This is a genomic window from Halopseudomonas sp. Lyrl_26 (assembly GCF_051948695.1).
GTDB lineage: Bacteria > Pseudomonadota > Gammaproteobacteria > Pseudomonadales > Pseudomonadaceae > Halopseudomonas > Halopseudomonas formosensis.
The window spans coordinates 308,562-333,403 of record NZ_JAYJLH010000002.1 but is presented as its reverse complement, the minus strand read 5'-3'; the positions used below and the strand labels follow the sequence as shown (position 1 = coordinate 333,403).

Here is a 24,842-nt window from a genome sequence, read left to right as displayed (position 1 = left end):
CAAGGAAAGAGGAAAACTGTCATGAAACTGCGATACAACCTTCCCCTGGGGCTGATCCTGGCAGTGCTGCTGGGCCTGGCCGGTTGCGGCGACCGGGAAGAGGCCGAGGTATCCCTGGACCCGGTGGCCTTCCACAGCGAGGACGAATGCCATGTGTGCGGCATGGTGGTGATGGATTTCCCCGGGCCCAAGGGGCAGGCGGTAGCCCGCGACGGGGTGCGGAAGTTCTGCTCCACTGCGGAAATGCTCAGCTGGTGGCTGCAACCGGAGAACCGTATCCTGCAGCTGCGCCTCTACGTCCATGACATGGGTCGCAGTCACTGGGGCCAGCCCGATGACGCGTACCTGGTCGATGCCACCCAGGCCTGGTACGTCACCGGCACCGGGCTGGAAGGCGCCATGGGCGCATCGCTGGCCTCCTTTGCCGAGCGCGAGGCCGCCGAGGCACTGGCCGCCCGACACCAGGGCGCACGGGTAGTAGCCTTCAGCGACATCGACGAGCAGTTCCTGCAGCAGGCCGCAGCTGCGCAGCACGGCGGTATGGGGCATGACATGCACTCCCAGCCGATGGATCCACACAGTCACACCGGCCACTGAGGTCGGTACCGAGGAGTTCAACGAGATGATGGGTATCAGTATCTGGCAACTGGCAATCATTCTGCTGATCGTGGTGCTGCTGTTCGGCACCAAGCGCCTGCGCGGCCTGGGGTCGGATGTCGGCAGCGCCATCAGCGGCTTCCGCAAGGCCGTCAACGAGGGTGACAGCACGCCCGCAGCGCTGGAAAGCGACAAGCTCAAGAGCCAACAGCATTCCTGAACAGGCTTCGCGCCTATCGGGTCGGCAAGTCCGATCGCCGCCCGCGGGCGCACGCCCCGTCGCCTGTTGCCCGGGGTGCAGCGCACCCGCGCTGCGCCTGCACAGCCTCAGGCGGCAGAGACCCCGTCGTCGAGCGCGTGTTCAACATCCCGACGGTGTCAGCGGCACCCATGCCCTTCTCCGTTGTCTGTAAGAGGTAACCCCGTGGCAACCGCTCAAGGGCACGCCTCATGGATTCACCTCGACCGCTCCCCTGGGAGCCCGATCCGCGCTACCGCAAGGCCGTGGCCTACTTCTCGATGGAGTACGCCATCGATCAGGCGTTGAAGATCTACGCCGGCGGGCTGGGCTTTCTGGCCGGCTCGCACATGCGCAGCGCCCACGATCTGCAGCAGAACCTGATCGGCATCGGCATCCTCTGGAAGTACGGTTACTACGACCAGGTACGCCAGGACGATCAGTGCATGCGGGTGCAGTTCATCAGGAAGTACTACCCCTTCCTGCAGCCGACGGATCTGCGTGCCCAGGTCAGCGTCAATGGTCATCCGGTACATATCCGGGTACTGCGTCTGGCGCCGGAGACCTTCGGCACTGCCCCCGTCTATCTGCTGACCACCGATATTCCGGAAAACGACTACCTCGCCCGCACCATCACCCACCGCCTGTATGACACGGAACCGGCAACCCGGGTGGCCCAGAGCATAGTTCTTGGCATCGGCGGTGCCCAGGTGGTTGAACAGCTCGGTGGCGCGGCCATTCACCACCTCAACGAGGCGCATGCGCTGCCCCTGGCCTTCCATCTGCTGGCCAGACTCGGTGATGTGGCTGAGGTCCGCCGACGCGTGGTATTCACTACCCACACCCCGGAGAAGGCGGGCAACGAGGAAAGCGACCCGCAGTTCCTGCACAGCATGGGTTACTTCGCCGGCCTGCCGCTGGAGACCGTCAGGCAGGCTACCGGGACCGACGGCGCCCTGTTCAGCCACACTCTGGCTGCCCTGCGCCTGGCCGCACGGGCCAACGGCGTATCCCGGTTGCACGCGCAGGTGGCCCGGGACATGTGGAGCGAGAATGCCGGGATCTGTCCGATCATCGGCATTACCAATGCCCAGAATGCCCGTTTCTGGCAGGACCCGCAGCTGCGCCAGGCGCTGGACAGCGATGACGATGCGGCGCTGGTGGCACGCAAGCAGGCCATGAAGCGGGCGCTGTTCGAGGAGGTGGCCGATCAGACCGGCAAGCTGTTCGACCCACAGACGCTGACCCTGGTATGGGCCCGCCGTTTTGCCGCCTACAAGCGTGCCGACCTGCTGCTGCACGACCTCTATCGCTTCAATCGGCTGCTGGAGCAGCAGGAGCGACCGGTTCAGATCATCTGGGCGGGCAAGCCCTTCCCCTTCGATCAGACCGCCGTGGACATGTTCGACCAGCTGGTGCGTCTGACCTGGCGCCATCCCCGGATCGCGGTGCTCACCGGCTACGAGATCCGCCTGTCGCGCTTGCTCAAACAGGGTGCGGATATCTGGCTGAACACGCCGCAACGGCTGCGCGAGGCCTCGGGCACCAGTGGCATGACTGCCGCCATGAACGGTGCGGTCAACCTGTCCATCTGCGACGGCTGGGTACCGGAGTTCGCCGTGGACGGGCACAACTGTCTGCTGATACCGCCGGCCGATCCGACCGGGGATGTCGAGGCCCAGCGCGCCGAAGACGCTCTGCAGCTGATGGAGTTGCTCGAGAACCGGGCCCTGCCCATGTACTACGATCAACCTGGACGCTGGTTGCAGCTGATGAAACAGGGCATGCGCGATGTACAGCCCCGCTTCGACTCCGACCGGCTGGCACACCAGTACTACGAACTCATGTACAACCCCTGAGGAGAACGCCATGGCCACAGGTTGGGCGCAGGACGGTGCCGTTCAGGAACAGATAGAAGACAGCATCCAGGATGCGGTGGACAGGGCACGCAGCCAGTTGCCGACGGGGCCGAGCCTGACCCACTGCGAGGAATGCGGCGACCCCATTCCGCAGGCCAGACGCGAGGCACTGCCCGGGGTGCGCCTGTGCGTACCCTGCCAGACCGAGCATGATGCCGACCAGCGCCAGTCCGCCGGTTACAACCGCCGCGGCAGCAAGGACAGTCAATTACGTTGAAATGCCGGCCCGATACCGGAAGGAGCTTTGCTTGCATACAGCCGTTCCCGAAACCCCTGCCGCGGTGGTCCAGCTGACCGGCTGCGAACCCCTGTTCCTGGTCATGAACAGCCGCTCCGGAAAACAGGATAGCGAGGCCACACGCCAGGCCATAAGGACAGCCTGTGCCGAGGCCGGGCGCCGCTGCGAGCTGCTGGTGGTGGAGCGCGGCGCCGACCTGGCCAGCGCCGCACGGAAGGCCGTGACCCTGGCCCGTGAACAGGGCGGCATAGTGGTCGCCGTCGGTGGCGACGGCACCCTGAATGCGGTGTGTCAGGCGGTGGTGGGCCAGGGCGTGCCCTTCGGCGTCCTGCCCCAGGGGACCTTCAACTATTTCGGCCGCGCCCATGGCATTTCCCAGGACACCGGCCAGGCGATGCACGACCTGCTCAACGCCCGTCTGGAATACATCAGTCTGGGTCAGATCAACGGACGCTATTTTCTGGTCAATGCCAGTCTCGGCCTCTATCCGCAACTGCTGGAGGACCGCGAGGAGTACAAGCAGCGCTACGGTCGCAGCCGCTGGATCGCCCTGGTCGCCGCCCTGGTCACCCTGGCGCGGGCCCATCGCCAGCTCGACATCACCCTGGAGCATGGCGGCCGCCACGAGCGCCTGCGCACGCCGACCCTGGTGGTCTGCAACAACGCCCTGCAGCTCAAGCACATAGGTGTGGATCCGGCGCTGCCGGACAATCGCGACCATCTGGTGGCCCTGGCCTCCAGACCGGTGGGCACCGGCGCGCTCTACCTGCTGCTGTTGCAGGGCCTGCTCAGCCGCATGGGTGAAGCGGAGAATGTCATCAGCTTCGGTTTCGAAAACCTGACGGTGCGCCCCAATGCCCGGCCGCGGATGGTCAAGGTGGCGGTGGATGGCGAGATACTGCGCATGCGCACGCCCCTGACCTTCCGCATTGCCCCGCATGTGCTGCCGCTGCTCATTCCGCGCAGCGCCCCCACACCGGAGCATCCATGACCCGTCTGCTGCACCTGTCAGATCTGCACTTCGGCACCGAGGATCCCGGAGTGGTTCAGGCCCTGCTGCAACTGGAGCAGCAACTGCGGCCGGATCACTGCCTGCTCAGCGGCGACATCACCCAGCGGGCGCGGCGCGGCCAGTTCGCCGCCGCCCGGGCTTTCGTGCGGCGTCTCGGCGCCCCGGTGATGGCCGTGCCCGGCAATCACGATCTGCCGCTGTTCAATCTGGCGGCACGTCTGTTCAATCCCTACGGCAACTACCGCCAGGCGTTCGGGCAGGATCTGGAGCCCGTGCTGGACACGCCACGGCTGTTGGTGATCGGCGTCAACAGTACTCGGCCAGCGCGACACAAGGACGGTCAGGTGTCCGCCGCCCAGGTGCAGCGGGTGAGCCGGCGCCTGCAACAGGCCGCACCCGGACAGCTGCGCATAGTGATGCTGCACCATCCGGTTCGCGCCATAGAAGAGTCGGACCTGAGCAACCTGCTGATCGGTCGGGAGCGGGCAGTACCGGAGTGGGTGGATGCCGGGGCGGATCTGCTGCTGGGTGGACACATTCACCTGCCCTATCTGGTACCGCTGCAGGGCAGCCAGCCCGAGCGGCGCGGCTGGGCAGTGCAGGCGGGCACGGGGCTCTCGACGCGCATCCGCGGCGCCGTGCCCAACTCGGTGAATCTGATCGAATACGACGCCGGCGTGCCGCGGCGCTGCTGCCTGACCCGCTGGGATTATCTGGCGGGTCAGGGCTTCGTGGAGGTCGAGCGCAGCGAGCTGCGCCTGAGCGACCTATAGCTCGGCGTTGTGGTAGACGTTCTGCACGTCATCCAGATCATTGAGCATGTCGAGGAAGCGGTCGAACATGGGTCGATCCTCCTCGCCGATGGCGGTGAAGGTCTGGGGCAGGAACTGGATCTCGTCGACCTCGAACTCCACCTCACCCAGGGCCTCGGTCAGCGCCTGGCGGGCCTTGGCATATTCGGTGTTGGGAGTGAAAACGGTGATCAGGCCATCCTCGTTCTCGATGTCGGTGACATCCACATCAGCCATCATCAGCGCCTCGAGCACGGCTTCCTCGTCGTCGCCCTTGAAGGCCAGGATAGCGCAGTGGTCGAACATGTGGCTGACGCTGCCGGGGGTGCCCATCTTGCACTTGGTCTTGGTGAAACAGTGGCGCACATCGGCAATGGTGCGGTTGGGGTTATCGGTCAGGCACTCGACAATCACGATGCAGTTACCCGGGCCAAAACCCTCATAACGCGCCACCGAGAAATCCTCACCACCGCCGCCCTTGGCCTTGTCGATGGCCTTGTCGATCACGTGGGCCGGCACCTGATCCTTCTTGGCCCGCTCGATCAGGCCACGCAGGGACAGGTTGCCTGCCGGGTCGACACCGCCGGACTTGGCACAGACATAGATTTCCCGTGCGTATTTGCTGTAGAGCTTGGTCTTGGCGTCGGCCGTCTTGGCCATGGATTCCTTGCGGTTCTGATAAGCGCGTCCCATCCGGCGGTCCCGTTTGATTGAAAAGCCGTCATTCTACGTCAGTTGCCCGCTGCGCTGGAGTATTTTCCACTCCCCGCCCAGCGGAAAATCCGGTCTGAACTCCCGCGTCGTTTATCCAGTCAGAACTGATACCCATTCGAGGTGCTGACGATGATGCTGCATTCCCTGACTGACGGCTTCTTCAGGCCGCTCACCACGGCCCTGGCCCTGACCATGATGCTCACCGGCTGCCAATGGCCCGCCGATCCCGAACGTTCCCTGACCGCGGCCCGGGAACGGGGCGCCCTGCGTGTCGGTGTGGTGGCCAACCCACCCTGGGTCGAAGTGCCGGACCCGGCGGCGCCGGTCGGCCTGGAAAGTGAACTGGTGCGCGAGTTCGCCGAGCGTCAGGATCTGGATATCCAATGGCATCATCGCGGGGTCGAGCAGTTGGTGGAGTCCCTGCGTCGACATGAACTGGACCTGCTGATCGGTGGTTTCTCCGCCACCACCCCTGGCGCGCCGAGGTCGGCCAGACCTTTATCTATTTCAACGAACGCAACCAGCAGGGCACACTGGGTGAACATGTCATCCTCACGGCGCCCGGCGAGAATGCCCTGCTCCTGACGCTGGAGCGTTTCCTGTTCACCCGCCAGGACCCGGAACACTACCTGCCCACGCTGCGAGCCGCCGGCCAGCCATGAGGGTACGTCAGGGTTATCGGCTGCCCGCAGACCGGGAAGCCCTGCTGCACAAGGCGATCCGCCTCGAGTGGATCTCGCTGGGCTTCGTGCTCAGCATAGTGCTGGTGATGTACCTGAGCATGGGTTCTTCCCAGACGATGAAGATGGCCCTGCTCGAGGATCTGCTGGCCCTGGTGCCGCCGGTGGTCTTCCTGCTGGCCATGCGCATGCGCAAGCGGCCTCCGGACGAGCAGCACCCTTACGGCTACAGTCGCGCCATCCTGCTGGCCTTCCTTGCTGCCGCCATGGCCATAGTCCTGTTCGGCCTGTTCATGCTGATCGATTCGGCAAGCTCGCTGCTGCGCCAGGAAAGGCCCAGCATCGGCCACTTCCAGCTGTTCGGCGAGGCCTATCCGATCTGGGGTGGCTGGGTGATGATCCTGGCCCTGGTGTACTCCATGATTCCGCCGATCATTCTCGGGCGCATGAAGCTGCCGCTGTCCCGCGAGCTGCACGAAAGCACCCTGTATGCCGACGCCACCATGAACAAGGCCGACTGGATGACCTCCGCCGCCGCCATCCTGGGCATCATCGGCATCGGGCTGGGATTCTGGTGGGCCGACGCGGCGGCGGCCTCGATCATCGCCCTGGATGTGCTGAAGGACGGCAGCACCCACGTGCGCAAGGCGATGTTCCAGCTGATGGACCAGAGACCGACCGAGATCATGAGCAATACCCCGCTGGGTCTGGAAACCCTGATCTCCCGCCGGCTCATGCGCGAGCCTGACGTTCTGGATGTAGAGGCGCGTCTGCGTGAGGAGGGCCACCTGGTCGGTGGCGAGATCTTCGTGGTATTCGACCCGCAACAGCAGCAACTGGCCCGGCGGGCACAGGAGCTGATTGCCGTGGCCACCGAGCTGGACTGGCGTCTGTATGACCTGATCCTCATGCCGGTCGAGAAAATCAACCGTTGAACAGGAGCCCGATCATGTGGAAACCCAACCCCGGTCCCCATCACAACCCGAGCGGCAACTCCACCTTCTGGTGGTGCCGCCCCTTTGCCGCTCAGGATGATCCGCTGTGCCGGATCAACCGCCATCAGCCCCTGCCGGCCTGGCGACGCAAGGCACTGCTCAAGTAGGCATCTGACCGCCACCGGCGTGCTACCATTGCGCGCCGGTGCCGCAACCAAGGCGGCGCCCGTTTCCATGTAACGATACGGACCTGCCCGTGCACGCCCCCACTCTGAGTTTCGATGTTGTCATCATCGGCGCCGGCGCCTCCGGCCTGATGTGCGCCGCCACCGCCGGTCAGCGCGGCCGGCGGGTACTGGTACTGGAAAAGGCCAACAAGCCGGGCAAGAAGATTCTCATGTCCGGTGGCGGGCGCTGCAACTTCACCAACTACCAGGTCGAAGCGGACAATTTCATCTCGGCCAACCCGCACTTCTGCAAGGCAGCGCTCAAGCGCTACACCCAGTGGGACTTCATCAGCCTGATCGAACGCCACGCCGTCGAATACGAAGAGCGCCGGCATTCCCAGCTGTTCTGCCGGCATTCGGCACGGGATGTGCTCAACATGCTGCTGGACGAATGTGCCGCTGCCGGCGTGGAGATCCGTACCCATTGCGAACTGCTGCAGGTCAGCGCACTGGATTCGCAGCACCTTCGCTACCGTCTTGAGCTGCGCCAGGGCCAGCAACCGCTGCGCATCGAGTGCCACTCGCTGGTGGTGGCCAGCGGCGCCCTGTCCATTCCCACCCTCGGCGGCAGCGGTATCGGCTACCAGATTGCCGAGCAGTTCGGTCTGTCGGTGACGCCGCGACGCGCCGGATTGGTGCCCTTCATGTTCAGTGACAGCATGAAGGGTCTCTGCGAACGCCTGTCCGGGCTGGCGCTGGAAGTCGAAGCCAGCTGCAACGGCCAGAGCTTCACCGAGAACATGCTGTTCACCCACCGGGGAATCAGTGGTCCGGCCATTCTGCAGATCTCCAGCTACTGGCACCCCGGCGACAGCCTGACCCTGGATCTGCTGCCCGGGATCGACGCTGCCCAGTGGCTGCGGGAAGCCAAGCAGCAGCAGGCCCGCCAGCTGCTCAGGACGGTACTTGCCGAGAAGCTGGGACGAGCCCTGGTCACCGAGCTGCAACAGCTCTGGTGGCCGGAGGCGGCGGACAAACCCCTGGCCGAGTTCAGCGACCGCCAGTTGCTGCGCATCGCCGGCCAGCTCAATGGCTGGGTCATCAAGCCTTCGGCCACCGAAGGCTACCGTACCGCCGAGGTGACCCTGGGGGGCGTGGATACCACCGCCATCAGTTCGCGCACCATGGAAGCCCGTGACTGCCCCGGGCTCTACTTCATCGGCGAGGTGCTGGACGTCACCGGTCACCTGGGCGGGTTCAATTTCCAGTGGGCCTGGTCATCCGGCTACAGTGCCGGACTGGCAGTCTGAGACCGGCTGCGCCAGAGCGCCCCCAGAATCAGCAGTCCCAGCAGGCAGGTCGCCCCATGGATGAAAAGCCGCGGATGGCGACTGAAAAAGCTGCCACCCGAGGCCGCATCGAAGGGCACCCGCACCAGCAGCTCGTCCGCATTGAAGGCCTGCCCCTCACCGAGAATCCGTCCATGGGGTGCAGCCACCACCGAGGGGCCATTGTTGATCAGATGGGCCATCGGCAGACGGTTCTCCACCGCGCGCAGGATCGACATGTTGGCGTGGTGCCGGGGCTGAGTGCTCTCACCGAACCAGTTGTCCTGGGACAGGAACAGCAGCATCTTGCCGGCACCGTCGGCACCTACCGCAGCGGCTACGAAGTCGGCAAAGGCCGCCTCGTAGCAGACCATGGGCATGACCCGCATGCCTGCCGCCGGAAATTCCACATGGGCCTCCCCGGCACCCAGGGGCCGCAGGAACTCGCCGAACACCCGGTCATTGATCGGGCGCAGCCAGGACCATGACCAGGGCGGCGGCAGATACTCGCCGAAGGGCATGCGCAGCATCTTGCGGTATCGGGCCGCCAGCTCACCCTCGGCATCCAGCAGCGCCACCGTGTTGTAGCTGATTCGCTCGCTGCCCTGCCACTGGCGCTCGACATCATGGAAGATCAGCGGTACCCCCCGGCGAGACACCTCCCGGGCATAGGCCTGGCGTACGCTGTAGGTGTCGAAATAGCCCTTGTAACGGGCCTCCGGCCAGGCCACCCACTGGGCGCCCGCCTCGATCAGCCGCCGGGTCGCTTCCATCTCCTGGGGAAACTCCCGGGTGAAGCCAGGCGCCGGAGGGGGAATATCCAGGGTGATGGGGTCATTGGGCTGGACCAGACCGATGCGCAGCGTTTCCCAGTCATGCATCCGCCGATCCCAGTCCTGCAGACTGATGACGCCGTAGCCGAGCCACAGCAGCAGGGCGATCCAGGCGATGCGGTTGGCCATCGCCGACCGTGGCCCATCCCGGGTCAGCATCCGGTACAGCAGCACCGCGAACAGCGCCATTACCGCGTCCAGGCCGGCGGCGCCGGTCCATTCCACCGCCTGCAGCGCCGGCAGAAACTGCACCTGACCATCGGCAAAGTGGGTCTTGAACAGCATCGGATAGAACGCCATCACCACCACCAGCGACAGCGGGAAGGCCAGCAGCTCCCAGCCACCCAGCCGGCGCACCAGCCAGCGATAGAGCATGCAGGTCAGGCCCAGGGTCAACCCCAGGTAGCTCCAGAACAGCGCCGCCAGCACCAGGCTCAGGCCGGGGTTGACCTGCTTGAGGTTGATCATGAACTGGGCCAGCCAGTAGCTGCCCCCGGCAAAACACAGGGTGCCGGCAACCCAGCCCAGCAGCAGTCCCATGCCCGGGCCGGCCCCCCGCACGGCATAGAGCAGCGGCACCCAGCCCAGCCATCCGCTCCAGAACAGCTGATTGTTCAGCCAGGGCACACAGAGCATCAGACCGCTGAGTGCGGCCAGCAGCAGACGCAGCAGCAGCGATCGGTACCCAGCCTGCAGTCGGTCGATCAGGGCCGGCTGCGCTGGCAGACGGGAACTGGTAGGCAGCATGGGTCGGCAATCCGGTACGAGTTCAGCCCCATCCTTGCCCGTCAGGCGGTCGCAGGCAATACCCTGTCCGAGTGAATCGTGACCCCTGCCACAGTAACGCCCAAAGCCGCTATGCTTGGCCTCGTTTCTGACCGTCGAGGAATAACACACCATGCCCCACTGGTTGACCGGAACCCTGACCAGCCTGCTGGTCCTGCTCAATACCCTGATCGGGATCGGCCCGATGATGGTGCTTGCGGTGCTCAAGGTAGTGATTCCCCACCAGGGTTTCCGCCGCTGGAGTTCACGCTGGGTCATGTGGATTGCCGAAACCTGGGCCGAGACCAACAAGGCCATCTTCCGCCTGATGCTGCCGACGGTCTGGGACATCCGCTGCGATACTCCCCTGTACAGCGACCATTCCTACCTGGTCATCAGCAACCATCAGTCCTGGGTGGACATACCGGCACTGGTGCAGTCCTTCAACCGCAAGACGCCCTATTTCAAGTTCTTCCTGAAGAAGGAGCTGATCTGGGCGCCCTTTCTCGGGCTGGCCTTCTGGGCGCTGGATTACCCCTTCATGAAGCGCTACAGCAAGGCGCACCTGGAACGCCATCCCGAGGACCGGGGCAAGGATCTGGAAATCACCCGCCGCGCCTGCGAGAAGTTCCGCCACCTGCCGGTGACCGTGGTCAACTTCCTGGAAGGCACCCGCTTCACCCCGGCCAAGCATGCCGCCCAGCAATCCCCTTACCGCCACCTGCTGCGGCCCAAGTCCGGTGGCATTGCCTTTGTCACCGCCGCGCTGGGCGAGCAAATGCGTTCGCTGCTGGATGTGACCATCATCTATCCGGAGCAGACGCCGCCGGGCTTCTGGGCCCTGATCAGCGGTCGGGTACCCTATGTGCTGGTGGACATCCGCTCGCAGACGCTGCCGGCCGACCTCTTCCATGGCGATTACAGCGAGGATCCGCAGTTCCGCGAGTACTTCCAGAACTGGGTCAACAGCATCTGGGATGCCAAGGATCAGCGTATCGCCGAACTGCGCGCAGAGCTGGCCAACAGGGGCGGAGCCTGAAGGCTGCCGCGCCGGGGCGACCGGCGCCCGCCCGTCGGGCGGCCGCATCTGCTACACTCCCCGCCCCTTCCCTGCAGGTCAATGACGTGAGCCACTCCGACTTTTCCACTCTGCCGCTGCCCGCCCCTCTGCTCGACAGCATCCAGCAGCTGGGCTATCAGCAGATGACCCCGATCCAGCGCGCGGCACTGCCGGTCATCCTCGGCGGTGAGGATCTCATTGCCCGGGCACGCACCGGCAGCGGCAAGACCGCCGCCTTCGGCATCGGCCTGCTGGCGCCGCTGAATCCCGCCTTCCTCGGCTGTCAAGCCCTGGTGCTCAGCCCCACCCGGGAGCTGGCCGGGCAGACCGCTGACGCCCTGCGGGCACTGGCCAGGGGCACCGGCAACATCAAGATCCTGACCCTGGCCGGCGGCACCCCCTTCGGTCCACAGGCCGCCTCCCTGGAGCAGGGCGCGCACATCATCGTCGGCACCCCGGGGCGGGTACGCGACCACCTGCAGCGCGGCACGCTGAAGCTGGATCGACTCAACTGTCTGGTACTGGATGAGGCCGACCGCATGCTCGACATGGGGTTCATCGAGGTCATCAGCGAGATCATCGAATGCACCCCGAGCCGGCGTCAGACCCTGCTGTTCTCCGCCACCTATCCACCTGGGATCGAAGGTCTGGCCGGGCGCTTCATGCGCAACCCGCAGCAGGTGGTGATCGAGGAAACCGAGGTCAGGAACCCCATCAGCCAGCGCTTTTATGAGGTCAGCGCCGAACAGCGTCTGCCGGCGGTGCTGCGCCTGCTGGCGGCCGAACGGCCGCAGCCCTGCATGATGTTCTGTCAGACCCGCCAGCAGTGCCAGCAACTTCAGCAACTGCTCAATGGCAACCGGGTCAGCGCCCTGGCCCTGCACGGCGATATGGAACAGCGTGAACGGGATCAGGTACTGGCCCTGTTCGCCAACCAGAGCTGCAGCGTGCTGGTGGCCACCGACGTGGCAGCCCGGGGCATCGATATCGAGGGGGTGGCGGCGGTGATCAACGCCGAACTGTCACCGGACCCGGCGGTGCATACCCACCGCATCGGTCGCAGTGGCCGCGCCGGTCAGCCGGGGCTGGCCCTGAGCCTGGTTACCCCGGCCGAACGGGGACGAGCCCGGCGTATCGAGGAAGCCCTGGGTGAGCCGCTGAACTGGGCTTCACTGGACCGGCTGCCGGAACATCTGGACAAACCCCTGCTGCCGCCCATGCGCACCCTGGCGGTGGCCGGTGGACGCAAGGACAAGGTTCGCCCCGGCGACCTGCTCGGCGCCCTGACCGGAGAGGCGGGACTGCCCGGCGATGCCATCGGCAAGATCAGTATCAGTGATTTCCAGGCGCTGGTAGCGGTGCGCTGGGATCTGGCCCAGACCGCGCTGGAGCGGCTGGAGCAGGGGAAGATCAAGGGTCGCCGGTTCAAGGTGCGGTTGCTGTAAGGCGTGGCGCAGCGTAGGTTTTCCAGGCTTCCCTCTGGGAAATCTCGAGCACCAGGTCGATGAGCGGACTGACACGCAGCGCATGCGCTGCCGACCCGACACCGCGGACGAGCTGGTGCTCGTCCCTCCCGGGAGTGTCGAGGTTACATCTCGACATGGCGCGCTCGCCGCAACCCTTGCCGGGATGGAACCCGGCACGCCCATCTCAGCCCAGTACGCGCAGGCCCCGTTTAGCCTTGGGGCGGGTCAGGTGGCCGAACAACCAGCTGCCGATGGCCACTGCCGCGCAGAGGGCCAGCCACTGCCATCCACCTGCGGGGGTGGTGAGGCTCGGCAGCGTCAGCGGCAGTACCGGCAACAGCTTGTGGGCCGCCCAGATCCCCCCTGCCCCGGCCAGCGCGAACAGCAACCAGCGCCAGGGACGGAAGATCCGCGCCAGCGCCTCGGCAATCGGCAGGGTTACCAGCAGAGCGACGGCCAGTACGGCCGCCAGGGTCGGCAGCAGACCGAGCAGCGCCGGCCAGCCGGCCGCCACGCGCTCGTTCAGGTCAAGGGGTGCCTCGGCCAGGGCGGCGATCTCGATCTGGGACTGCACCAGGCCGCCCAGAATGGTCGCCACCACAACCGCCAGCAGATAGAAGGCGATGATGCGCAGTATCGCTATGGGTGACATCGTTCAGTCCTTGTCAGGCAGATCCGGCAGGTTGCGCAGGGACTGCTCATAGCCCTCGAGGTCGAAGGGGGCGTCCTGCTCGAGCATCCGGTTGATATGAAAGGCCAGCACCTGAGCCATCAGGTCGAGACTGTCGGCGCGCTCATAACCCACCAGGGTCAGCTTGTTCAGCGTGGCCTGGGCAGCGGCGGGCGAGCCTTCGGCCAGCTGGTTCTCGATCGCTTCCAGCAGTTTCTCGTGGGTGAAAGCCTCGTCGGCTTCGTTATCGGCTTGGGACATGCTTGGTCTCGTTGGTGTTCTGTTCCGGGTGGCACGGGGCTCCGAGGTTCATCGAGCTGGTGCTCGACGTTCCCGGCAAGCCCGGGCCGTCCCGGCGGGTGGAGCGCACAGCAGCGCATTGCTGCGGGCTCGGCGAGCAGACGCTCGCCAACCCCGGCTGGGAACGCCCTGATCAGTTGACCTTGGGGTCCAGCTCACCGCTTTCGTAACGCTGGTACATGGCTTCCAGACTGATCGGCTTGATCTTGGAAGCATTACCGGCGGTGCCGAAGGCTTCGTACCGGGCGATGCAGATATCGCGCATGGCCTTGACGGTTTCGCTGAAGAACTTGCGCGGGTCGAACTCGCTGGGGTGCTGCGCCATGTAGCGACGGATGGCCCCGGTGGACGCCAGACGCAGGTCGGTATCAATGTTGACCTTGCGCACGCCGTACTTGATGCCCTCGACGATCTCCTCGACCGGCACGCCGTAGGTCTCCTTGATGTCGCCGCCGTACTCGTTGATGATCGCCAGCCACTCCTGGGGTACCGAGGAGGAGCCGTGCATCACCAGGTGGGTGTTGGGAATGCGCTCATGGATCGCCTTGATGCGGTCGATGGCAAGGATGTCGCCGGTCGGCGGGCGGGTGAACTTGTAGGCGCCGTGGCTGGTGCCGATGGCGATGGCCAGCGCGTCAACCTTGGTTTTCTTGACGAAGTCCGCGGCTTCCTCGGGGTCGGTCAGCATCTGGCTGTGATCCAGGATCCCCTCGGCACCGATGCCGTCTTCCTCGCCGGCCTGGCCGGTTTCCAGGCTGCCCAGACAACCCAGTTCACCCTCTACGGAAACACCACAGGCGTGGGCCATTTCCACGGTGCGACGGGTTACGTCAACGTTGTACTCGTAGCTGGTCGGCGTCTTGCCGTCCTCGCCAAGCGAGCCATCCATCATCACCGAGGAGAAGCCCAGCTGGATCGAGCGCTGGCAGACGGCGGGGCTGGTGCCGTGGTCCTGGTGCATGCACACCGGGATATGCGGAAACTCCTCGATGGCGGCCAGGATCAGGTGGCGCAGGAAGGGCGCACCGGCGTACTTGCGGGCGCCGGCGGAGGCCTGCACGATCACCGGGGAGTCGGTCTTGTCAGCCGCTTCCATGATGGCCCGCATCTGTTCCAGGTTATTGACGTTGAAGGCCGGGACGCCGTAGCCGAACTCGGCGGCGTGGTCCAGCATCTGGCGCATGCTGATCAAAGCCATGGTGATATTCTCCGGTTAACTGTATTCAAATCACTGCCGCGTAGCCTGCCGCAGCAGGCCCGTGGCTGCAAGTGCCCCGCGCGCGGGGCAGGATAACGGTTGCTCAGTTACTGCGCTGTTGCAGTATCTCGACCGCCGGCAGCACCTTGCCCTCGACGAACTCGAGGAAGGCGCCACCGCCGGTGGAAATGTAGGAAATGCGATCGGCAACGCCGTACTTGTCGATGGCTGCCAGCGTATCGCCGCCGCCGGCAATGGAGAACGCCGGGCTCTCGGCAATGGCCTCGGCCAGCGCGCGGGTACCTTCACCGAACTGGTCGAACTCGAATACCCCGACCGGGCCGTTCCACAGGATGGTACCCGAGGACTTGAGCAGCTGGGCGAACTGCTCAGCGGTTTTCGGACCGATATCCAGAATCATGTCATCCGCGGCCACATCCTCGACCGCCTTGACCGTGGCCTCGGCGTCCTCGGCAAAGGCCTTGGCCACCACCACATCCACCGGCAGGGGTACGCTGACCTTTTCGGCGATGGCGCGGGCGGTTTCCACCAGATCCGCCTCGTACAGGGACTTGCCCACCGGCAGACCGGCCGCAGCAAGGAAGGTATTGGCGATGCCGCCACCGACGATCAGCTGGTCGCACTTCTCGGACAGGGCGTTGAGCACATCCAGTTTGGTCGACACCTTGGAGCCGGCAACGATGGCGGCCATCGGCTTGGCCGGCTTGTCCAGCGCCCGGGCCAGGGCCTCCAGCTCGGCTGCCAGCAGCGGGCCGGCGCAGGCGGTGGCGGCGAATTTGGCTACACCATGGGTGGAGGCCTGGGCACGGTGGGCGGTACCGAAGGCGTCCATGACGAAGACATCACAGAGGCCAGCGTATTTCTGCGCCAGCTCATCGGCGTTCTTCTTCTCGCCGGCGTTGAAGCGCACGTTCTCCAGCAGCACCAGCTCGCCCGGCTGCACCTGCACGCCGCCGAGGTAGTCACGCACCAGCGGGACGTCACGGTCCAGCGCCTTGCTCAGGTACGCGGCGACCGGTGCCAGGCTGTTCTCCTCGCTGAACACGCCCTCTTCCGGGCGGCCCAGGTGTGAGCAGACCATGACCGCTGCACCCTTTTCCAGCGCCAGGCGGATGGTCGGCAGTGCGGCCAGGATGCGGGCATCGCTGGCGACCTGGCCATTCTTGACCGGGACGTTGAGATCTTCACGAATCAGAACCCGCAACCCGTTCAGGTCGAGTGCCTCCATGGTCAGTACCGGCATGTAGTGCTCCTTGTCCAGAGATTGGAAATTAACTGTTGTTCAGTCGCGGGCCGCCGCACTCTCAAGCTGCTGCAGCCAGTACTGCGCCACATCCAGCATGCGGTTGGCAAAGCCCCATTCGTTATCGAACCACACCAGCAGGTTGACCAGGCGCGGGCCGGCGACCCGGGTCAGACTGCCGTCGATGATCGCGGAGTGCGGATCATGGTTGAAATCACAGCTGGCGTGCTGCAGCTCGGTATAGCCCAGCAGGCCGGAATACTCAGACTCTGACGCCTGTTGCAGCAGCCGGTTCACTTCCTCGGCGCTGGTGTCACGACGGGTCTGCAGGGTGATGTCCAGCGCCGAGACGTTGACCGTGGGCACCCGCATGGCCTTGGCCTGCACCCGCCCGACCAGCTCCGGCAGCAGCCGCTCGATGCCCCGGGCCAGCCCGGTGGACACCGGGATCACCGACTGGAAGGCCGAGCGGGTACGGCGCAGGTCCGCATGGTGGTAGGCGTCGATCACCGGCTGGTCGTTCATAGCCGAGTGGATGGTGGTGATGGACACCTGCTCCAGACCCAGCTCGCGGTCGAGCAGATGCAGCACCGGCACGCTGGCGTTGGTGGTGCAGGAGGCATTGGAGATCAGCCGCGCGTGCGGATTCAGGCTGTGGTGGTTGACGCCGTAGACCAGGGTGGCATCCACCGCCTCGGCGTTGGCCATCGGCTGGGAGAACAGCACACGGGGTACACCGGCTTCGACGAAGCGGGCACCCTCGTCACGGCGGGTGTACTGCCCGGAGCATTCCAGCAGCAGGTCGATATCCAGCGCCGCCCAGTCCACCGCTTCGGGGGTGGACGCACAGAGCACCTTCACGCAGTGGCCATTGATGTGCAGGCAGTCGCCGTCGACCCGAACCTCACCGGGAAAGCGTCCGTGGGTGGAGTCGAAGCGGGTCAGGTACTCGACGCTGGCCTGATCGGCCAGATCGTTGAGGGCCACTATCTGCATGTCCTGCCCGCCCCGCTCATGCAGGGCGCGCAGCACGCAGCGGCCGATACGGCCGTAGCCGTTCAGGGCGATGCGATAGGGCCTGCCGCGCGACATGTTCACTCGTCTTCGAGCAGCTCGTCGGCCACCGCCAGGATATTGTCCAGGGTAAAGCCGAAGGCCTCGAACAGCTCCCCGGCCGGCGCTGACTCACCGTAGGTGTGCATGCCGATGATGCGGCCGTCCAGACCAACGTACTTGTACCAATAGTCGGCGTGGGCCGCCTCGATGGCGATGCGCGCACCCACTTCCAGCGGCAGCACGGCCTGGCGGTACTCGGCGTCCTGCTGGTCGAACACGCTGGTGCAGGGCATGGAGACCACGCGCACGCGGCGACCCTGTTCGTTGAGCTTTTCCCAGGCCTGCATCGCCAGACCAACCTCGGAGCCGGTAGCGATCAGGATCAATTCGGGCTCGCCGGCGCAGTCCTTGAGGATGTAACCGCCGCGGGCGATGGCCGCCTCGGTTTCATCATCACGCACATGGCACGGCAGGTTCTGGCGGGAGAAGATCAGCGCGCTGGGGCCGTCCTTGCGCAGCAGTGCCTGCTTCCAGGCCACCGCCGACTCGACGGTATCCGCCGGACGCCAGGTATCCAGATTGGGGGTGGTGCGCAGGCTGGTCAGCTGTTCGACCGGCTGGTGGGTCGGGCCGTCCTCGCCCAGACCGATGGAGTCGTGGGTGAACACATAGATGACCCGCTGCTTCATCAGCGCCGACATGCGCACCGCATTGCGGGCGTACTCCATGAACATCAGGAAGGTGGCGCCATAGGGGATCAGACCGCCGTGCAGGGCGACACCGTTCATGATGGCGGCCATGCCGAACTCGCGCACGCCGTAGTACATGTAGTTGCCGGAGGCATCTTCGGCCACCACCGGCTTGCAGCCACTCCACAGGGTCAGGTTGGAACCGGCCAGGTCAGCGGAGCCGCCAAGCAGCTCGGGCAGCAGCGGACCGAAGAAATTCAGGCAGTTCTGGCTGGCCTTGCGGCTGGCGATGTTCTCGCCCTTCTGCGCTACCTCGCGGATGAAGGCACTGGCCTTCTCCTCGAAGTCCGCCGGCAGCTCACCGGCCATGCGGCGCTTGAACTCGGCAGCCAGCTCGGGGTACTCGGCCTGGTAGGCAGCGAACTTCTCGTTCCACTGCTGCTCGGCACGGGCACCGGCTTCGCGGGCGTCCCACTCGGCGTAGATGTCTTCGGGGATCTCGAAGGGACCATGCTTCCAGCCCAGCGCATCGCGGGTCAGAGCGATCTCGTCCTCACCCAGGGCTGCGCCGTGGGAGGATTCCTTGCCCTGCTTGTTCGGCGAGCCGAAGCCGATGATGGTCTTGCAGCAGATCAGGGTCGGCCTGTCGCTCTTGCGAGCAGTCTCGATGGCCAGCCTGATCTCGTCGGCATCGTGGCCGTTGACGTTGCGGATCACCTGCCAGCCGTAGGACTCGAAGCGCCGGGGGGTATCGTCGGTGAACCAGCCATGCACTTCACCATCGATGGAAATGCCGTTGTCATCATAGAAGGCAGTCAGCTTGCTCAGGCCCAAAGTACCGGCCAGCGAGCAGACTTCATGGGAAATGCCCTCCATCATGCAGCCGTCACCGAGGAACACATAGGTGTCGTGATCGACGATGTTGTGCCCGGGGCGGTTGAACTGGGCGGCCATGATCTTCTCCGCCAGGGCAAAGCCCACGGCGTTGGCGATGCCCTGCCCCAGCGGACCCGTGGTGGTTTCCACACCGGCGGTGTAGCCGTATTCCGGGTGGCCGGGGGTGCGGCTGTGCAGCTGACGGAAGTTCTTCAGATCATCGATGGTCAGGTCATAGCCGGTCAGGTGCAGCAGGGAATAGATCAGCATGGAGCCGTGGCCGTTGGACAGCACGAAACGGTCGCGGTCAGCCCACTGCGGGTTGGCCGGGTTATGCTTGAGGAAGTCCCTCCAGAGCACTTCGGCGATATCCGCCATGCCCATTGGCGCACCCGGATGACCACTGTTGGCTTTCTGCACCGCATCCATGCTCAGGGCACGAATGGCATTGGCTCGGTCACGACGACTGGGCATGAACAACTCCTGTGATTTTGGCAAGACTGGGAGGGGCCCAGGACTGGTCCACGCCCCCGGAAAATGAAAGGACGGCATTTTCGCCCAAACTGCTGCAACGGGCAATGAAAACCCGGACCGACCATGGAAAACGCCGGGAATTGTGGACGAGCGGCCCGAATCCGAGACGAATATCAAAATATTTTGATATAGCCATTGCGAGACCGGTCGCGGCTGACTAGAATCCCCCAGCATGAACAGCACCGCCTCCCTCGCCCTCGTCGCCAGCTCGAGTTCCGAGCAACTGGCTGCCTTTCTCAAGGCGGCAGGGGATCAGCTGCGCCTGGATATCCTGCGGGTACTGCGCAATGACTCCTTCGGCGTGCTGGAACTGGCGCAGATCTTCGACATGCGCCAGTCAGGCATGAGCCACCACCTCAAGGTACTGGCCAGCGCAGGTCTGGTCAGCACCCGTCGTGAAGGCAACTCGATCTTCTACCGGCGCAGCCTGGCCGACGCCAGCCCATGGCCGGTGCTGCACGAGCAGCTGCTCGGCGAACTTGACGCCCTGCCGCTGGAAGACCGGCTGCAGAGCGCCATCGCCCTGGTGCACAGTCAGCGCGGCGAGGTATCGCGGCAGTTCTTCGCCCGTTTTACCGATGGCACTCCGGCCCAGCAGGACCTGATTGCCCACTTCGGCCTGTACCGCGAGCCGCTGCTGGACCTGATCGACAGCCTGGCCCTGCCGGACCGGGCGCTGGCCATCGAGATCGGGCCGGGGGAAGGCGGCTTCCTGCCGGATCTGGCCGGCCGCTTCACCCGGGTGCTGGCCCTGGACAACGCCCCGGCCATGCTGGAGCGCGCCCGCCAGCAGTGCAGCGAGGCCGGTCTGGTCAATGTCGAATGCCTGCTGGCCGATGCCCTGCAGCCCCAGGCCCTGCCCCCGGCGGACGCCGTGGTGTGCAATATGGTGCTGCACCACATGCCGGCGCCAGCGGAGGCGCTCAAGCGCTTCGCCGACCTGCTCAGGCCCGGCGGCAGCCTGATCCTCACCGAGCTGTGCCGACATGATCAGAGCTGGGTTCAGGACACCTGCGGTGACCTGTGGCTGGGCTTCGACCAGAGCGACCTCGCCCGCTGGGCTTCACAGGCGGGATTGAACAGTGGCGTCAGCCTCTATCTGGGACTGCGCAACGGATTTCAGATTCAGCTTCAACAATTTTCCAAGGACCAGAACCATGAGTGAATACAGCATCTTCACGTCCGAATCGGTATCCGAAGGCCATCCGGACAAACTGGCTGATCAGATCTCCGACGCCGTGCTCGACGCCATTCTCGCCGAGGACAAGCTGGCCCGTGTGGCCTGCGAAACCATGGTCAAGACCGGCGTGGCGATCATCGGCGGGGAAATCACCACCAGCGCCTGGGTCGACCTGGAGGATCTGGTACGCAAGGTGATCAAGGATGTCGGCTACACCTCCTCCGAGGTCGGCTACGACGCCGATACCTGTGGCGTGATCAACATCATCGGCAAGCAGTCACCGGATATCGCCCAGGGTGTGGACCGGCAGAAGCCCGAGGATCAGGGGGCCGGCGACCAGGGCCTGATGTTCGGCTATGCCAGCAACGAGACCAGCGTGCTGATGCCCGCGCCCATCACCTTCGCCCACCGTCTGGTCGAGCGTCAGGCCGAGGTGCGCAAGAACGGTACCCTGAACTGGCTGCGCCCGGACGCCAAGTCCCAGGTCACCTGCCGCTACGAGAACGGCCAGGTGGTCGGTATCGATGCCATCGTACTGTCCACTCAGCACAATCCGGAGATCGCCCAGGAAGACCTGCGCGAGGCGGTGATGGAGACCATCATCAAGCACGTGATCCCGGCCGAGCTGCTGCATGCCGGCACCCAGTACCACATCAACCCCACCGGCAAGTTCGTCATCGGTGGCCCTGTGGGTGACTGCGGTCTGACCGGACGCAAGATCATCGTCGATACCTACGGCGGCATGGCCCGTCACGGTGGCGGCGCCTTCTCCGGCAAGGACCCGTCCAAGGTCGACCGCAGCGCCGCCTATGCCGGTCGTTACGTGGCCAAGAACATCGTCGCTGCCGGCCTGGCCGATCGTTGCGAGATCCAGGTGTCCTACGCCATCGGCGTGGCGCAGCCGACCTCGGTGTCGATCAACACCTTCGGCACCGGCAAGGTCAGCGACGAGCGCATCGTTCAGCTGGTTCGCGAGCACTTCGACCTGCGGCCCTATGCAATCACCCGCATGCTCGACCTGCTGCACCCGATGTACCAGGCCACTGCGGCCTACGGTCACTTCGGCCGCGACCCCTACGAGATGACAGTGAAGGGCGACACCTTCACCGCCTTCCCCTGGGAACTGACCGACCGCGCCGACGCCCTGCGCGCCGACGCCGGGCTGTAACAGACCGGGGAATCCGGAGCAGGCCGTCCCGGCATACGCGGTGCGGCCCTGCCCTGCAGGGAAGTGGAATCAGCGGCGAAAGCCGTCGTGGCATCCCTTGCAGCCCTGCTGTATCGCTGCCACAGGGGCAGCCACCTGCTCGGGACTGTCGACACCCTCGCGGGTAACGGCAAGCAGATCGGCCACGGCCTGGCGGTAATCCGCTATGGCCTGCTGCCAGGCATCCGGCTGCTGCCAGATGTCCGGGAGGGCCGCATTGCGCTGCCTGGAGTCGCCGGGCTCGGGAAAGTAGTCCCAGGGCGCCTCGACCAGTTCGGCCAGGCCCTCGGCGTGACCGGCAAGGGCCTCGCCATCGAAGGGCACGCGACCCGACAGCATGCCGCCCATGGGCTCGCTGTGCTGGAGGAACTGTTTGAACACCGCCTGACGCTTGCCCTCAGGCGAATCGGGATCGGCAGGACCGCCGCAACCGACCAGAGCCAGGCCAAGGGCCGCAGGCAGCAGTATTCGGGGAAGGGAAACAGACAACGGATTTCTCCCTGACGTACGTGGAATTGATAGTGGGGCCGGAATCGGCCCTCGCAAGCTTACTCTTATTGGAGCTGATTATGAGCGCAGTCATGCAAGCAGATTTTTCCGACTACAAGGTAGCGGACATCACCCTGGCCGATTACGGCCGCCGCGAAATCGTCATCGCCGAATCGGAAATGCCCGCGCTGATGGCGCTGCGTCGCAAGTACAAGGCCGAGCAGCCGCTCAAGGGCGCACGCATCCTCGGCTGCATCCACATGACCATTCAGACCGCGGTGCTGATCGAGACCCTCGTCGAGCTGGGCGCCGAAGTGCGCTGGTCCTCGTGCAACATCTTCTCCACCCAGGACCACGCCGCCGCCGCCATCGCCGCCGCCGGCATTCCGGTATTCGCCTGGAAGGGCGAGACCGAAGAGGAGTACGAATGGTGCATCGAGCAGACCATTCTCAAGGACGGTCAGCCCTGGGACGCCAACATGGTACTGGACGATGGCGGTGACCTGACCCAGATCCTGCACGAGAAGTACCCGCAGGTACTGGACAGGGTCCACGGCATCACCGAGGAAACCACTACCGGCGTACACCGCCTGCTGGAGATGCTGAAAAAGGGCACCCTGAAGGTACCGGCGATCAACGTCAACGACTCGGTAACCAAGAGCAAGAACGACAACAAGTACGGCTGCCGTCACAGCCTGAACGACGCCATCAAGCGCGCCACCGACCACCTGCTGTCCGGCAAGAAGGCGCTGGTCATCGGTTATGGTGACGTGGGCAAGGGCTCGGCCCAGTCCCTGCGCCAGGAAGGCATGATAGTGCGCGTGGCCGAAGCCGACCCGATCTGTGCCATGCAGGCCTGCATGGACGGTTTCGAGGTCACCTCGCCCTACATCAACGGCGTCAATGACGGCACCGAAGCCAGCATCAACCGCGAGCTGCTGGGCAACACCGACCTGATCGTCACCACCACCGGCAACATCAACGTGTGCGACGCCAACATGCTCAAGGCGCTGAAGAAGCGCGCGGTGGTGTGCAACATCGGTCACTTCGACAACGAGATCGATACAGCCTTCATGCGTCAGAACTGGGCCTGGGAAGAGGTCAAGCCGCAGGTACACAAGATCCACCGTACCGGCAGGGACGGCTTCGATCCGGCCAACGACGACTACCTGATCCTGCTGGCCGAGGGCCGTCTGGTGAACCTGGGCAATGCCACCGGTCACCCCAGCCGCATCATGGACGGCTCCTTCGCCAACCAGGTGCTGGCCCAGATCCACCTGTTCCGCCAGGGCTATGCCGACCTCGACGCCACCGCCCGCCAGCAGCTGCTGCGCGTGGAAGTGCTGCCCAAGGAGCTGGACGAGGAAGTGGCGCTGGAAATGGTCAAGGGCTTCGGTGGCGTGGTCACCCGTCTGACCCAGCAGCAGGCCGACTACATCGGCGTGCCGGTGGAAGGTCCGTTCAAGCCGGATACCTACCGCTACTGATACCCGCCTGGGGGTGTCGCGAGCGCGCCACCCCCGGCGTTTGCCAAGAGACAGGATATGAACAACAGGAACATCCCGGTCAGCTTCGAGTTCTTCCCGACCAAGACCGATGCCGGCCATGAAAAACTGATCGCCGCAGCCCATGTGCTGGCCGAACAGAAGCCCGAGTTCTTCTCGGTCACCTACGGCGCCGGCGGCTCCACCCGCGACCGTACCCAGAACACCGTGCTGCAGCTGGACCAGCAGGTGAAGGTGCCCACCGCGCCACACCTGTCCTGCGTCGGCGACAGCAAGGAAGACCTGCGCCAGCTGCTCAACGAGTACCGTGAAGCGGGCATCCACCGTATCGTCGCCCTGCGTGGCGACCTGCCCTCGGGCATGGGGCGGGCCTCGGGTGAACTGCGTTACGCCAACGAGCTGGTGGAGTTCATCCGCCAGGAGACCGGTGATCACTTCACCATCGAGGTGGCTGCCTATCCCGAATCCCACCCCCAGGCCCGCAATTTCGAAGTGGATCTGGAAAACTTCGTGCGCAAGGTGAAGGCCGGCGCCAACAGCGCCATCACCCAGTACTTCTACAATGCCGACTGCTACTTCCACTTCGTCGACCGGGTTCGCAAGGCCGGTGTGGACGTGCCGATAGTGCCGGGCATCATGCCGATCACCAACTACAGCAGCCTGTCGCGTTTCTCCGATGCCTGCGGCGCCGAGATCCCCCGCTGGATCCGCAAGCAGCTGGAGTCCTATGGCGACGATACAGCCAGCATTGCCGCCTTCGGCACCGAAGTGATCAGCGACATGTGCCAGCGCCTGATCGCCGGTGGTGCACCCAGCCTGCACTTCTATACGTTGAACCAGGCGGAGCCGAGCCTGGCGATCCTGCGCAACCTCTGAGTCAGGTGCGCCGTGCCGGGTGCAGCCCGGCACGGCCGTGGCAATTATCCGTAGCGGCTGCTGTGCCGAACGTACTGATTTTCGTCCCTCCCGGGAGTTCGGCTGGGCCCTCCCAGCGGTTCGGCTGTCGGGAGCGCAGTGACGTTTCGGCAACCGTCTCCGCTATTTTTCTGCGAGATCTGCAGCTTTCTGTTAGACTCGCCGCTCTTCATCTTCATTCCGGCCGCACGGACAGCCCCTGTTCGCAAACGGCCA

General features: G+C 64.8%; 25 protein-coding genes. 16 read left to right on the top strand and 9 right to left on the bottom strand.

The window, feature by feature from the left end; all coding sequences use genetic code 11:
• The first annotated feature begins 21 nt into the window (after positions 1-21).
• The 6 genes from VF673_RS04865 (at position 22) to VF673_RS04840 (ending at position 4,777) form a co-directional block, all read left to right on the top strand.
• Complete coding sequence (locus tag VF673_RS04865) at positions 22-597, top strand: nitrous oxide reductase accessory protein NosL (RefSeq protein ID WP_090539161.1); 576 nt, start codon at positions 22-24, stop codon at positions 595-597.
• Between the two features lie 25 nt (positions 598-622).
• Positions 623-817 (top strand): twin-arginine translocase TatA/TatE family subunit, encoded by a 195-nt coding sequence (tatA, locus tag VF673_RS04860; protein ID WP_177197839.1) that lies wholly within the window; start codon positions 623-625, stop codon positions 815-817.
• A 230-nt stretch (positions 818-1,047) separates the two neighbouring features.
• On the top strand, positions 1,048-2,694 hold the full coding sequence (gene glgP / locus VF673_RS04855; protein ID WP_440291100.1) for an alpha-glucan family phosphorylase: 1,647 nt from the start codon (positions 1,048-1,050) through the stop codon (positions 2,692-2,694).
• A 10-nt stretch (positions 2,695-2,704) separates the two neighbouring features.
• Positions 2,705-2,971 (top strand): DksA/TraR family C4-type zinc finger protein, encoded by a 267-nt coding sequence (locus tag VF673_RS04850; RefSeq protein ID WP_440291099.1) that lies wholly within the window; start codon positions 2,705-2,707, stop codon positions 2,969-2,971.
• Between the two features lie 31 nt (positions 2,972-3,002).
• The gene (locus VF673_RS04845; RefSeq protein ID WP_440291098.1) at positions 3,003-3,983 is read left to right on the top strand and encodes a diacylglycerol/lipid kinase family protein; all 981 of its coding nucleotides are present in this window, start codon (positions 3,003-3,005) and stop codon (positions 3,981-3,983) included.
• Positions 3,980-4,777, top strand: coding sequence for a metallophosphoesterase family protein (locus tag VF673_RS04840; protein WP_440291097.1), 798 nt, complete (start codon positions 3,980-3,982; stop codon positions 4,775-4,777). Before VF673_RS04845 ends, VF673_RS04840 begins: the two co-directional genes overlap by 4 nt.
• On the opposite strand, the gene VF673_RS04835 is transcribed toward VF673_RS04840, so the two are convergent.
• Complete coding sequence (locus tag VF673_RS04835) at positions 4,772-5,488, bottom strand: YebC/PmpR family DNA-binding transcriptional regulator (protein WP_090539172.1); 717 nt, start codon at positions 5,486-5,488, stop codon at positions 4,772-4,774. The two genes, VF673_RS04840 and VF673_RS04835, sit on opposite strands and share 6 nt — an antisense overlap.
• A 150-nt stretch (positions 5,489-5,638) precedes the next feature.
• On the opposite strand from VF673_RS04835, the gene VF673_RS04830 reads away from it, so the two are divergent.
• The 4 genes from VF673_RS04830 to VF673_RS04815 all read left to right on the top strand — a co-directional run bounded on the left by VF673_RS04830 (position 5,639) and on the right by VF673_RS04815 (position 8,601).
• Entirely contained in the window at positions 5,639-6,094 is a 456-nt protein-coding gene (locus VF673_RS04830) for a transporter substrate-binding domain-containing protein (RefSeq protein WP_440291096.1), read from the top strand.
• 73 nt (positions 6,095-6,167) lie between these two features.
• Positions 6,168-7,124 carry a cation transporter gene (locus tag VF673_RS04825; protein WP_440291095.1) on the top strand — a complete coding sequence of 319 codons (957 nt, stop codon included), beginning with the start codon at positions 6,168-6,170 and terminating at the stop codon, positions 7,122-7,124.
• A 14-nt stretch (positions 7,125-7,138) separates the two neighbouring features.
• Positions 7,139-7,291 carry a hypothetical protein gene (locus tag VF673_RS04820; RefSeq protein ID WP_177197840.1) on the top strand — a complete coding sequence of 51 codons (153 nt, stop codon included), beginning with the start codon at positions 7,139-7,141 and terminating at the stop codon, positions 7,289-7,291.
• Positions 7,292-7,380: 89 nt separating this feature from the next.
• Positions 7,381-8,601 (top strand): NAD(P)/FAD-dependent oxidoreductase, encoded by a 1,221-nt coding sequence (locus VF673_RS04815; protein ID WP_440291094.1) that lies wholly within the window; start codon positions 7,381-7,383, stop codon positions 8,599-8,601.
• Here the strand turns inward: VF673_RS04815 and lnt are convergent.
• Positions 8,577-10,199 (bottom strand): apolipoprotein N-acyltransferase, encoded by a 1,623-nt coding sequence (lnt, locus tag VF673_RS04810; protein WP_440291093.1) that lies wholly within the window; start codon positions 10,197-10,199, stop codon positions 8,577-8,579. The genes VF673_RS04815 and lnt overlap by 25 nt on opposite strands.
• Positions 10,200-10,350: 151 nt before the next feature.
• Here lnt and VF673_RS04805 point away from each other — a divergent pair, with 151 nt between their 5' ends.
• Together VF673_RS04805 and dbpA are read left to right on the top strand one after the other, a co-directional pair.
• A complete protein-coding gene (locus VF673_RS04805; protein ID WP_440291092.1) occupies positions 10,351-11,256 on the top strand; it encodes an acyltransferase in 906 nt (301 codons plus the stop codon).
• Positions 11,257-11,342: 86 nt separating this feature from the next.
• Positions 11,343-12,722, top strand: a complete 1,380-nt coding sequence (gene dbpA, locus VF673_RS04800; RefSeq protein WP_440291091.1) for an ATP-dependent RNA helicase DbpA — start codon at positions 11,343-11,345, stop codon at positions 12,720-12,722.
• A 205-nt stretch (positions 12,723-12,927) separates the two neighbouring features.
• Here dbpA and VF673_RS04795 read toward each other — a convergent pair whose 3' ends face one another.
• The 6 genes from VF673_RS04795 to tkt form a co-directional block, all read right to left on the bottom strand.
• On the bottom strand, positions 12,928-13,395 hold the full coding sequence (locus VF673_RS04795; protein WP_440291090.1) for a hypothetical protein: 468 nt from the start codon (positions 13,393-13,395) through the stop codon (positions 12,928-12,930).
• A gap of 3 nt (positions 13,396-13,398) precedes the next feature.
• The gene (locus VF673_RS04790; protein WP_440291089.1) at positions 13,399-13,674 is read right to left on the bottom strand and encodes a hypothetical protein; all 276 of its coding nucleotides are present in this window, start codon (positions 13,672-13,674) and stop codon (positions 13,399-13,401) included.
• A 172-nt stretch (positions 13,675-13,846) separates the two neighbouring features.
• The gene (fba, locus tag VF673_RS04785) at positions 13,847-14,911 is read right to left on the bottom strand and encodes a class II fructose-bisphosphate aldolase (RefSeq protein WP_440291088.1); all 1,065 of its coding nucleotides are present in this window, start codon (positions 14,909-14,911) and stop codon (positions 13,847-13,849) included.
• A 103-nt stretch (positions 14,912-15,014) separates the two neighbouring features.
• On the bottom strand, positions 15,015-16,175 hold the full coding sequence (locus VF673_RS04780) for a phosphoglycerate kinase (RefSeq protein WP_440291087.1): 1,161 nt from the start codon (positions 16,173-16,175) through the stop codon (positions 15,015-15,017).
• A 39-nt stretch (positions 16,176-16,214) separates the two neighbouring features.
• Complete coding sequence (gene epd / locus VF673_RS04775; protein ID WP_320330485.1) at positions 16,215-17,267, bottom strand: erythrose-4-phosphate dehydrogenase; 1,053 nt, start codon at positions 17,265-17,267, stop codon at positions 16,215-16,217.
• 2 nt (positions 17,268-17,269) lie between these two features.
• Positions 17,270-19,270: a transketolase gene (gene tkt, locus VF673_RS04770; RefSeq protein WP_440291086.1), complete on the bottom strand. Its 2,001-nt coding sequence runs from the start codon at positions 19,268-19,270 to the stop codon at positions 17,270-17,272.
• 232 nt (positions 19,271-19,502) lie between these two features.
• Between tkt and VF673_RS04765 the strand changes: the two genes are divergently transcribed.
• Positions 19,503-20,495, top strand: coding sequence for an ArsR/SmtB family transcription factor (locus VF673_RS04765; RefSeq protein ID WP_440291085.1), 993 nt, complete (start codon positions 19,503-19,505; stop codon positions 20,493-20,495).
• Positions 20,488-21,678 (top strand): methionine adenosyltransferase, encoded by a 1,191-nt coding sequence (gene metK / locus VF673_RS04760; protein ID WP_090539202.1) that lies wholly within the window; start codon positions 20,488-20,490, stop codon positions 21,676-21,678. The genes VF673_RS04765 and metK overlap by 8 nt, the downstream gene beginning before the upstream one ends.
• Positions 21,679-21,747: 69 nt before the next feature.
• On the opposite strand, the gene VF673_RS04755 is transcribed toward metK, so the two are convergent.
• The gene (locus tag VF673_RS04755) at positions 21,748-22,206 is read right to left on the bottom strand and encodes a c-type cytochrome (protein ID WP_440291084.1); all 459 of its coding nucleotides are present in this window, start codon (positions 22,204-22,206) and stop codon (positions 21,748-21,750) included.
• Between the two features lie 80 nt (positions 22,207-22,286).
• On the opposite strand from VF673_RS04755, the gene ahcY reads away from it, so the two are divergent.
• Together ahcY and metF are read left to right on the top strand one after the other, a co-directional pair.
• Positions 22,287-23,693, top strand: a complete 1,407-nt coding sequence (ahcY, locus tag VF673_RS04750) for an adenosylhomocysteinase (protein WP_440291083.1) — start codon at positions 22,287-22,289, stop codon at positions 23,691-23,693.
• 57 nt (positions 23,694-23,750) lie between these two features.
• Positions 23,751-24,587: a methylenetetrahydrofolate reductase [NAD(P)H] gene (gene metF / locus VF673_RS04745; protein ID WP_440291082.1), complete on the top strand. Its 837-nt coding sequence runs from the start codon at positions 23,751-23,753 to the stop codon at positions 24,585-24,587.
• Positions 24,588-24,842 lie beyond the last annotated feature (255 nt).